The sequence below is a fragment of the Streptomyces sp. NPDC086077 genome, assembly GCF_040686175.1.
In the GTDB taxonomy this organism is placed as follows: Bacteria; Actinomycetota; Actinomycetes; order Streptomycetales; family Streptomycetaceae; genus Streptomyces.
This window is the reverse complement of record NZ_JBFBJT010000085.1, coordinates 22976-32527: the sequence shown is the minus strand read 5'-3', so window position 1 is coordinate 32527 and position 9552 is coordinate 22976. Positions and strand designations below refer to the sequence as shown.

Annotated in this window: 8 protein-coding genes and 2 pseudogenes; 6 read left to right on the top strand and 4 right to left on the bottom strand. The window is 73.3% G+C overall.

Features of this window, described 5'->3' with window-relative positions; genetic code table 11:
* Positions 1–165 (bottom strand): annotated as a pseudogene (locus tag AB0O67_RS23495) (ATP-binding protein); the annotation flags it as partial.
* A gap of 340 nt (positions 166–505) precedes the next feature.
* Here AB0O67_RS23495 and AB0O67_RS23490 point away from each other — a divergent pair.
* Positions 506–1333 carry an enoyl-CoA hydratase family protein gene (locus AB0O67_RS23490; protein WP_365453186.1) on the top strand — a complete coding sequence of 276 codons (828 nt, stop codon included), beginning with the start codon at positions 506–508 and terminating at the stop codon, positions 1331–1333.
* 2 nt (positions 1334–1335) lie between these two features.
* Positions 1336–3681 carry a bifunctional salicylyl-CoA 5-hydroxylase/oxidoreductase gene (locus AB0O67_RS23485; RefSeq protein WP_365453183.1) on the top strand — a complete coding sequence of 782 codons (2346 nt, stop codon included), beginning with the start codon at positions 1336–1338 and terminating at the stop codon, positions 3679–3681.
* Between the two features lie 54 nt (positions 3682–3735).
* On the opposite strand, the gene AB0O67_RS23480 is transcribed toward AB0O67_RS23485, so the two are convergent.
* Entirely contained in the window at positions 3736–4548 is an 813-nt protein-coding gene (locus AB0O67_RS23480) for a PaaX family transcriptional regulator C-terminal domain-containing protein (protein WP_365453180.1), read from the bottom strand.
* 15 nt (positions 4549–4563) lie between these two features.
* A complete protein-coding gene (locus AB0O67_RS23475; protein WP_365453177.1) occupies positions 4564–6168 on the bottom strand; it encodes an AMP-binding protein in 1605 nt (534 codons plus the stop codon).
* Positions 6169–6293: 125 nt separating this feature from the next.
* On the opposite strand from AB0O67_RS23475, the gene AB0O67_RS23470 reads away from it, so the two are divergent.
* Both AB0O67_RS23470 and AB0O67_RS23465 read left to right on the top strand, forming a co-directional pair.
* Positions 6294–7502: an acyl-CoA dehydrogenase gene (locus AB0O67_RS23470; RefSeq protein ID WP_365453174.1), complete on the top strand. Its 1209-nt coding sequence runs from the start codon at positions 6294–6296 to the stop codon at positions 7500–7502.
* Positions 7499–7897 (top strand): RidA family protein, encoded by a 399-nt coding sequence (locus AB0O67_RS23465; protein WP_365453171.1) that lies wholly within the window; start codon positions 7499–7501, stop codon positions 7895–7897. Before AB0O67_RS23470 ends, AB0O67_RS23465 begins: the two co-directional genes overlap by 4 nt.
* On the opposite strand, the pseudogene AB0O67_RS23460 reads toward AB0O67_RS23465, so the two are convergent.
* Positions 7897–8058: pseudogene (locus AB0O67_RS23460) on the bottom strand (DUF5999 family protein); the annotation flags it as partial. The gene AB0O67_RS23465 and the pseudogene AB0O67_RS23460 sit on opposite strands and share 1 nt — an antisense overlap.
* Positions 8059–8274: 216 nt before the next feature.
* Between AB0O67_RS23460 and AB0O67_RS23455 the strand changes: the two are divergent.
* Together AB0O67_RS23455 and AB0O67_RS23450 are read left to right on the top strand one after the other, a co-directional pair.
* On the top strand, positions 8275–8706 hold the full coding sequence (locus AB0O67_RS23455) for a DUF6299 family protein (protein WP_365453168.1): 432 nt from the start codon (positions 8275–8277) through the stop codon (positions 8704–8706).
* A 177-nt stretch (positions 8707–8883) separates the two neighbouring features.
* Entirely contained in the window at positions 8884–9504 is a 621-nt protein-coding gene (locus tag AB0O67_RS23450; RefSeq protein WP_365453165.1) for a TetR family transcriptional regulator, read from the top strand.
* Positions 9505–9552 lie beyond the last annotated feature (48 nt).

Below are 9552 nucleotides of genomic sequence, written 5' to 3'. Positions count from 1 at the left end.
GGCGGTGAGCAGCTCGGCGGTGTCGCTGTCCGTGCCGTGCTGAAGCTCCGCGAGCGCCGTACGGACCAGCGCGCGGGCCACGGGCACGGCCGCCGCGGAATGCGGCAGCGCGATGCGCCAGGAGGCGGGGGCTGAGAAGCGATCGTGCAAGGCCAGTCCGTTCATGGTGCAGGCATCTCCTGAATGCCGAGATCCTCAGGTCGTCCTGCGTTCAACCGTAGAAATGGTACGGCGCCCCTCGGCGGGGTCTCGCGACGGGCACCGCCCGGGACCGTGGGCCCCGTGAGTGCGGCCTACCCAGGTGAACGGACGGGATTGCACGGATGCTCCCGCTGTTACCGCGTTATCGATGTCCGGTGACTTCTGTGACGCGACCGAACCCCTGTGACCAGGCCCAATGGCGCGGCTCCTGCTATCGCGCACTCCTGACGACAGTCACGAATGAGTGATAACGTCGTCGGGTAGAGGTCAGTGAGGCAGTGCCCGCCCAAGGAGGCCGCACCCCATGAGTCCCTTCACCGGCTCCGCCGCCCCCACCTCGCCCTGGCGCCATCTGCGCGTCGACCGGGCCGACGGTGTCGCCACGGTCACCTTGGCCCGCCCCGACAAGCTCAACGCCCTCACCTTCGGTGCCTACGCCGACCTGCGCGACCTGCTCGCCGAGCTGTCGCGGGAGCGGTCCGTGCGCGCCCTGGTGCTGGCCGGCGAGGGACGCGGCTTCTGCTCGGGCGGGGATGTCGACGAGATCATCGGCGCCACCCTGTCCATGGACACCGCCCAGCTCCTGGACTTCAACCGGATGACGGGCCAGGTGGTCCGCGCCATCCGGGAGTGCCCGTTCCCGGTGATCGCGGCGGTGCACGGCGTGGCGGCGGGCGCCGGGGCGGTCCTCGCGCTCGCGGCCGACTTCCGGATCGCGGACCCCACCTCCCGCTTCGCCTTCCTCTTCACCCGGGTCGGCCTGTCCGGCGGCGACATGGGCGCCGCCTACCTGCTGCCCCGGGTCGTCGGCCTGGGCCACGCGACCCGCCTGCTGATGCTCGGCGAACCGGTCCGGGCACCCGAGGCCGAGCGCATCGGCCTGATCAGCGAGATGACCGACGAGGGCCGGGCCGACGAGGCCGCCCAGCGGCTGGCCCGCCGCCTGGCCGACGGCCCGGCGCTGGCCCACGCCCAGACGAAGGCCCTGCTGACGGCCGAGCTGGACATGCCGCTGGCGGCCTCGGTCGAACTGGACGCCTCGACGCAGGCACTCCTCATGAACGGCGAGGACTACGCGGAGTTCCACGCGGCCTTCACGGAGAAGCGGCCGCCCAAATGGCAGGGACGGTGAGCATGCCCACCTCAGGGGCGCGGGGAACTGCGCGATCAGCCACGACGTACCCGCAGCCGGTCGCGAGGACCAGCCACCCCCGCCGCATCGCGATCATCGGCGGCGGCCCCGGCGGCCTCTACGCCGCCGCCCTCCTGAAGCGCCTCGACCCGGAGCGCGAGATCACCCTCTGGGAACGCAACGCCCCCGAGGACACCTTCGGCTTCGGTGTGGTCCTCTCCGACGAGACCCTCGGCGGCATCGAACACGCCGACCCCGTCGTCTACGAGGCCCTGCAGCAGCACTTCGTCCGCTGGGACGACATCGACATCGCCCACCGCGGAGAACGCCACACCTCCTCGGGGCACGGCTTCGCCGCCCTCGGCCGCAGAGAGCTGCTGGAGATCCTGCACGACCGCTGCCGCGAACTCGGCGTCGACCTCCGCTTCCGCGCCGAGGCGCCGGACACGGCCTCGCTCTCGGCCTCGTACGACCTCGTCATCGCCGCCGACGGAGTGCACAGCGCCACCCGTGAGGCCCACACCGACGTGTTCCGGTCGCACATCACCGCGCACCGCTGCCGGTACATCTGGCTCGCCGCCGACTTCGCCTTCGACGCCTTCCGCTTCGAGATCGCCGAGACCGAGCACGGTGTGATGCAACTGCACGGCTACCCCTACGCGCCCGACGCCTCCACCGTGATCGTCGAGATGCGCGAGGAGGTCTGGCACGCGGCCGGTTTCGACGAACTCGGCGACCAGGAGTCGATCGAACGCTGCGCGAAGATCTTCGCGGACGCGCTCGGCGGCCGCCCGCTGCAGTCCAACAACTCCACCTGGACCACCTTCCGCACGGTCGTCAACGACCGCTGGTCGCACGGCAACGTCGTCCTTCTCGGCGACGCCGCGCACACCGCCCACTTCTCCATCGGCTCCGGCACCAAGCTCGCCGTCGAGGACGCCCTCGCCCTCGCGGCCTGTCTGGAGGAACGGCCCACCCTCGACGACGCCCTGGCCGCGTACGAGGAGGAGCGCAGGCCCGTCGTCGCCTCCACCCAGCGTGCCGCCCGGGCCAGCCTGGAGTGGTTCGAGAACCTCGCGTCCCACCTCGGCCAGCGGCCCCGGCAGTTCGCCTTCAACCTGCTCACCCGCAGCCGCCGCGTCACCCACGACAACCTCCGGCTGCGCGACGCGCACTTCACCGAGGCCGTGGAGCGCGAGTTCGGCTGCCCGCCCGGCACACCACCGATGTTCACCCCGTTCCGGCTGCGTGGTCTGACCCTGCGCAACCGGGTCGTCGTCTCGCCGATGGACATGTACTCGGCGGTCGACGGTGTCCCCGGCGACTTCCACCTCGTCCATCTCGGCGCCCGCGCGCTCGGGGGCGCCGGGCTGGTGATGACCGAGATGGTGTGCGTGAGCCCCGAGGGCCGGATCACCCCCGGCTGCGCCGGCCTGTACACCGGCAAGCAGGCCGAGGCCTGGCGGCGGATCACCGACTTCGTGCACCGCCAGGCGCCCGGGACCGGGATCGGTGTGCAACTCGGTCACAGCGGGCGCAAGGGCTCGACCCGGCTGATGTGGGAGGGCATGGACGAGCCGCTGCCCGACGGCAACTGGCCGCTCGTGGCCGCCTCCCCGCTGCCGTACAAGCCCGGCAGCCAGACGCCGCGTGAGCTGTCCCGTGCCCAGCTCACCGACATAAGGGAACAGTTCACCGCCGCCGCCTGGCGGGCCGCGGGGGCCGGCTTCGACCTGCTCGAACTGCACTGCGCCCATGGCTATCTGCTCTCCGGCTTCCTCTCCCCGCTGACCAACCGGCGCACCGACGCCTACGGCGGCTCGCTCGCGAGGCGGCTCCGCTTCCCGCTGGAGGTGTTCGACGCCGTACGGGCCGTGTGGCCGGAGGAGCGGCCGATGACCGTGCGGATCTCGGCCACCGACTGGGCCGAGGGCGGCACCACGCCCGAGGAGGCCGTTGCCGTCGCCCGCGCCTTCGCCGCGCACGGCGCCGACGCGATCGACGTGTCGACCGGGCAGGTGGTGGCCGAGGAGCGGCCGGAGTTCGGGCGGTCGTACCAGACGCCGTACGCGGACCGGATCCGGCACGAGGCGGGCGTCCCGGTGATCGCGGTCGGCGCGATCTCCTCCTGGGACGACGTCAACTCCCTGATTCTGGCGGGCCGTACGGACCTGTGCGCGCTGGCCCGGCCGCACCTGTACGACCCGCACTGGACGCTGCACGCCGCCGCCGAGCAGGGTTACGACGGTCCGGGCGTCGCCTGGCCGGCCCCGTACCTGGCGGGCAGCCGCCCACCCCGCACCGGCCGCACCGACGCCCCCAAACCCCGCCTGACACTGAGCACCTGAGATCCGAAACCCCGGCCGCGCGGAGGCCTGTGCCGGGTCAGAGGCCTGTGCGGGTCAGAGGCCTGCGAAGGTGGCGCCCGCGTCGCGCAGTCGTTCGTGGAGTCCCTGGAACACCGCCGCCGATCGCATGCCCGGCCAGTTCCCGGGCAGCAGGCCGGCCGGCAGTCCGGGGTCGCGGTAGGGCAGATGGCGCCAGGAGTCCAGGGCCAGCAGGTAGTCCCGGTAGGCCTCCTCGGGCGGGGTGTCCGCGCGCCGCTCCCAGTCGCGCAGCACGCGCGCGTGCCGGTCGAGGAACGCCTCGTGCTCCTTGGCGATCGCCGCCAGGTCCCACCAGCGGGCGACCGCCTCGACGGTCGGGGCGAAATCGAGGTGCCGGCCGCGGAAGAGGTCGACGTAGGGGTCCAGGCGCAGCCGTTGCAGGGTGTGCCGGGTCTCCTCTTGCAGCCGGGCCGGGGCGATCCACACGCCGGGTGCGGCCGTGCCGAAACCGAGCCCGGCCAGGCGGGAGCGCAACACGTGCCGCTTCTGCCGTTCCGACTCCGGCACGGAGAACACCGCGAGCACCCAGCCCTCGTCCTCGGGCGGCGCGGTGCCGTAGATGCGCCGGTCGCCGTCGTCAAGCAACTGCCGGGCGTCCGGGGAGAGTTCGTAACCCGCCGCCCCCTGTCCGGTACGGGCCGGGACGAGCAGACCGCGGCGCTTGAGGCGGGACACCGACGAGCGCACCGAGGGCGCGTCCACGCCGACCGCGGCCAGCAGCCGGATCAGTTCGGCGACCGGTACCGGACCGGGCATGAAGCGGCCGTACGCGCCGTAGAGCGTGACGATGAGGGATCGGGGAGCGTGCTGGTCGGACACGTTGATCATCTTAGGTCGTGCGGATCACCGCCGGTCGCCTCCGGTGCGCAGCCGGAACCGCTGGAGCTTTCCGGTCGCGGTACGCGGGAGGGCGTCCAGGAAGACGATCTCGCGAGGGCACTTGTACGGCGCCAGCTCGGACTTGACGAAGGCGCGCAGTGCGTCCGCGTCCCGTTCGGCGCCCTCCTTGAGGACGGCGTACGCCACCACCGTCATGCCGCGCGCCTCGTCGGGCCGGCCGACGACCGCCGCCTCCAGCACGTCCGGATGCCGCAGCAGCGCGTCCTCGACCTCGGGCCCGGCGATGTTGTACCCGGCCGAGATGATCATGTCGTCGGCGCGGGCGACGTACCGGAAGTAGCCGTCGGGATCCCGGACATAGGTGTCGCCGGTGACGTTCCAGCCGCCGCGCACGTAGTCCCGCTGCCGTGGGTCGGCGAGGTACCGGCAGCCGACGGGGCCGCGCACCGCGAGCAGTCCCGGCTCGCCGTCGGGCAGTTCGCGCCCCTGCGCGTCGACCACGCGCGCGTGCCAGCCCGGGACGGGCACGCCGGTGGACCCGGGTCTGATGTGCTCGTCGGCCGCCGAGATGAAGATGTGCAGCAGCTCGGTGGCGCCGATGCCGTTGATGACGCGCAGCCCGGTCCGCTCGTGCCAGGCCCGCCAGGTGGCCGCGGGCAGGTTCTCACCAGCCGAGACACAGCGCCGCAGGGATGTCAGATCGTGCCCGTCCAGCTCACCGAGCATCGCCCGGTACGCGGTCGGCGCGGTGAACAGCACCGACACCCGGTGCTCGGCGATCGCCGGCAACAGCTGCTTCGGTCCCGCCTGTTCCAGCAGCAGGGCACCGGCGCCGGCCCGCAGCGGGAAGACGACCAGACCGCCGAGACCGAAGGTGAAGCCGAGCGGGGGACTGCCCGCGAAGACGTCGTCGCTGCGCGGGCGCAGCACATACCGCGAGAAGGTGTCCGCGATCGCCAGCACGTCCCGGTGGAAGTGCATGCACCCTTTGGGGCGTCCGGTGGTGCCGGAGGTGAACGCGATCAGCGCCACGTCGTCCGCGGCGGTGTCCACGGCCGGGTACGGGCCGGCGGGCGCCGGGAGGTGCAGGAGGTCGTCGGGCGTGTCACCGCCGAACGTCGTGATCCGCAGGTCCGGTATCTCCGCCTTGGCCAGGTCGTCGACGGCCCGGATGTCGCACAGCGCGTGCCGGACGCGGGCGATCTCGCAGATCGTGCTCAGCTCGTGCGGGCGCTGCTGGGCCAGCACGGTCACGGCGACCGCGCCCGCCTTCAGCACCGCCAGCCAGCAGGCCGCCAGCCACGGTGTGGTCGGGCCGCGCAGCAGGACACGGTTGCCGGGGACGATCCCGAGGCCGGTGGTGAGGACGTGCGCGAGCCTGTCGACGCGGGCGCGCAGTTCGCCGTACGTCCAGGCCGGGCCCTGCGGCGTGTGGAACACGGGGCGACCGTCGGGCGGGCCGTCCAGGAGGTCGGCGGCGCAGTTCAGCCGTTCGGGGTAGCGCAGCTCCGGCAGGTCGAAGCGGAGTTCGGGCCACTGGTCGCGCGGCGGGAGATGGTCGCGCGCGAAGGTGTCGACGTGGCCGGAGCGGGTCGGACGGTCGTCCATGGCGGTTCGCCCCCTTGCCTGGTGGGCGTCGTGGTGGGCTCGCACGAGGAGCGTATCGTGTTGGTGACGGCAGTCAACGGGGCGCGATACCGTCGGGTGAGACCGCTCCGGAGGGAGGACCGGCAGTGCCCGCATTCTCACTCGAACCGGACCGGGTGGCGCGGTGTGCCGAGCTGCGCACCCTCGCCGCCGAACGGCTGCGCCCGCTCGCCGAGAAGGGCGAACCCGGCCACGTCAACCGTCCCCTCGTCACCGAACTCGGCCGACTCGGCCTCCTGGACCGGCTGTTCACCTCCGGTGCGTTCGACCTCTGCCTGATGCGCGAGTCCCTCGCCTACGCCTGCACGGAGGCCGAGACCGCCCTCGCCCTCCAGGGCCTGGGCGCCCACCCCGTCCACGCCCACGGCACAGCGGCCCAGCGCGACCGCTGGCTGCCGGGGGTGCGCGAGGGCAGCGTGGTCGCGGCCTTCGCCCTGAGCGAGCCGGGCGCGGGGTCGGACGCGGCGGCGCTGTCCCTGCGCGCCGAGCCGGACGGCGGTGTACCTGACTCGTTGTCCTTGCGGGCCGAGCCGGGCGGCGACGTGCCCGACGCGCTGTCCGCCGAGGCCGACGGCTCCCGGCGCTGGCGGCTCACCGGCGAGAAGTGCTGGATCTCCAACGCCCCCGAGGCCGACTTCTACACCGTCTTCGCACGGACGACCCCGGGCGCGGGCGCCCGCGGAGTCACCGCGTTCCTGGTGCCGGCCGACCGTGCCGGCCTCACCGGCACCGGGCTCGACATGCTCTCTCCGCACCCCATCGGCGCCCTGCAGTTCGACGCCGTGCCGGTCACCGCCGACGACGTGCTCGGCGGGACCGACCGGGGCTTCCGGGTCGCCATGGGCACGCTGAACCTGTTCCGCCCCAGCGTCGGCGCCTTCGCCGTCGGTATGGCCCAGGCCGCCCTGGACGCGAGCCTCGCGCACACCGCCGGGCGGGACGCCTTCGGCGGCAAGCTGAAGGACCTTCAGACCGTCGCCCACCAGGTTGCCGAGATGGCGCTCCGCACGGAGGCGGCCCGCCTGATGGTGTACGCGGCGGCGACGGCGTACGACGAAGGCGCGGACGCTGTCCCGAAGCGGGCCGCGATGGCGAAGCTGCTCGCCACCGAGACGGCGCAGTACGTCGTCGACGCGGCGGTCCAGCTGCACGGGGCGCGGGCGCTGCACCGCGGGCACCTGCTCGAACACCTCTACCGCGAGGTGCGCGCCCCGCGTGTCTACGAAGGGGCGAGCGAGGTCCAACGCGGCATCATCGCCAAGGAGTTGTACGCCACCGTGGAGGCCCGACCGTGACCGCCGAGCGCATCGACCCGCCCGACCTCTCCCCGGCCACCGGCTTCTCGCACGCCGTCGTCGCCACCGGCTCCCGCCTGGTCTTCCTGGCCGGCCAGACCGCCCTCGACACCGACGGCAAGGTCACCGGCGACACCCTGCCCGAGCAGTTCGCACAGGCACTCGGCAATCTGCTGACCGCCCTGCGCGCCGCCGGCGGCACCCCGGCCGACCTCGCCCGCGTCACCGTCTACGCCACGGACGTCGCCGCCTACCGCGCACACGCCCCGGAACTCGGCCGCGTCTGGCGGAGCCTGGCCGGACGGCACTACCCCGCGATGGCGGTCGTCGAGGTCGTGAGGCTGTGGGACGAGGCGGCGATGGTGGAGCTCGACGGGTTCGCGGTGCTGCACTGACGCCACGGCGCGACCACGCGCCCGTCGGGCAGCAGCGCGCCGGTGTCCTCGAAGACGATCGCGCCGCTGCACAGCAGGCTCCACCCCTGTTCGGGGTGGGCGGCGACGACATGCGGGGCGCGGGCGTCGGGCCGGGAGCACGAAGGGTGGTGGGAACACATGGCGCACCTCAACGGTCGTGGGACCACACGTACGGCTCACACCGTCCTCCCGCCGTGAACGCGGGGGAACGGACCGCCGAGAAGCGTGACAAGACGGGGACAACGCCCGGACGGTTCCCGTACGGCCGGGCGGACTCGCCACCGAAGGAGTGACGGTCACGCCCCCGGACCCGGGTGCCGGGTACCAGTGGAAGCCCCACTTCAGGAGGTCCTCCCATGACCATGCGCCCTGCGCTCGGCGCGGCCGCCACCGTCGCGCTGGCCCTGCTCGCCGTCGTCCCCGCGACGCCTGCGGCGGCCGACACCAAGGAGTCGATCACCGTCGACACCGCGGGCCGGATCGGCCCCGACGGCTCGGTCACCCTCACCGGCACCTACCGCTGCGCCGACAGCAGCGGACCGGTCTTCATCAGTTCCTCGATCACCCAGGCGGACCCCTCGGTCCGGTACGGCATCGGCGGCTCCCGTGCCGTGTGCGACGGCAAGGAGCACCGCTGGCAGAACACCGGCAAGCCGCGCAACCACGTGCTGAAGAAGGGCTCGGCGCAGGTCGAGGCCACCCTCATGGAGCTGCGTCTGCAGGGCGGCCTGCCGCTGCCCGACTTCCACGCGGCACAGCAGCAGGGCGTCATGCTGGCCCAGAGCTGACAGCCGGCCCGCGCGCCTGCCACCGGACCACCCGGCGGCAGGCGCACAGGCCTCGGTGACGCCCGCGAGGCCCGCCACGACCGGACCGCGGCCGCGTGGCCGGCGCGCTCTCACCCTGCGCCCCACGTGCCAAGATGGACGGAGTCCGTCCCGCCGCCCACATCCGCCGAGGTTGCCGTGACCAAGCCCGCCCCCCGTGAGCCGATGCGGCGCGACTCGCGGTCCAACCGGGCGCGCATCCTGGCGACGGCCCGCCAGGAGCTGGGGCAGAACCCCGACATCACCCTGGAGGAGCTGGCACGGGTCTCCGGCGTCGTACGGCGCACGCTCTTCGGGCACTTCCCGGGCCGCGCGGCCCTGCTGGAGGCGCTCGCCGAGGAGGCGGCCGAGACGCTGCGCGGCGCGGTGACCGAGGGCAGACGGCCGGGGGAGCGTGCCGAACGGGCGCTCGCGTGGTTCACGCTCGCCCTGTGGCCCGTGGGCGACCGCTACCGCCTGCTGCTGGCCCTGGCCCGCCAGGACCTCGGCGTCGACCGGGTCACCGACATCCTGGCCCCGGCCCGCGAGGAGGTCACGGCCATCCTGGAACGCGGGCAGCGCGAGGGTGTCTTCCACACCCATCTTCCGCCCGCCGTCCTCAGCGCCGGTCTCGAGGCCCTCATCCTCGCCCTGGTGCAGAGCGTCAACACGGGAGCCCTGGACGACGACGGCACCCGCGTCGCCGCGGCCGGCGTGCAGGAGCAGCGGGCGGCGACGGTGGTCGAGGAGACCGCCGCGGCCCTCGGCACCACGTCGTAGCCCTGTACCGAGGCGTCCTCGCCCCCGACCCGCGGCGCCGCCGCGTCA

Coding starts and splice junctions, on each gene's coding strand:
- AB0O67_RS23490 (WP_365453186.1), top strand. CDS start 506: ATGAGTCCCTTCACCGGCTCCGCCGCCCCCACCTCGCCCTGGCGCCAT.
- AB0O67_RS23485 (WP_365453183.1), top strand. CDS start 1,336: ATGCCCACCTCAGGGGCGCGGGGAACTGCGCGATCAGCCACGACGTAC.
- AB0O67_RS23480 (WP_365453180.1), bottom strand. CDS start 4,548: ATGATCAACGTGTCCGACCAGCACGCTCCCCGATCCCTCATCGTCACG.
- AB0O67_RS23475 (WP_365453177.1), bottom strand. CDS start 6,168: ATGGACGACCGTCCGACCCGCTCCGGCCACGTCGACACCTTCGCGCGC.
- AB0O67_RS23455 (WP_365453168.1), top strand. CDS start 8,275: ATGACCATGCGCCCTGCGCTCGGCGCGGCCGCCACCGTCGCGCTGGCC.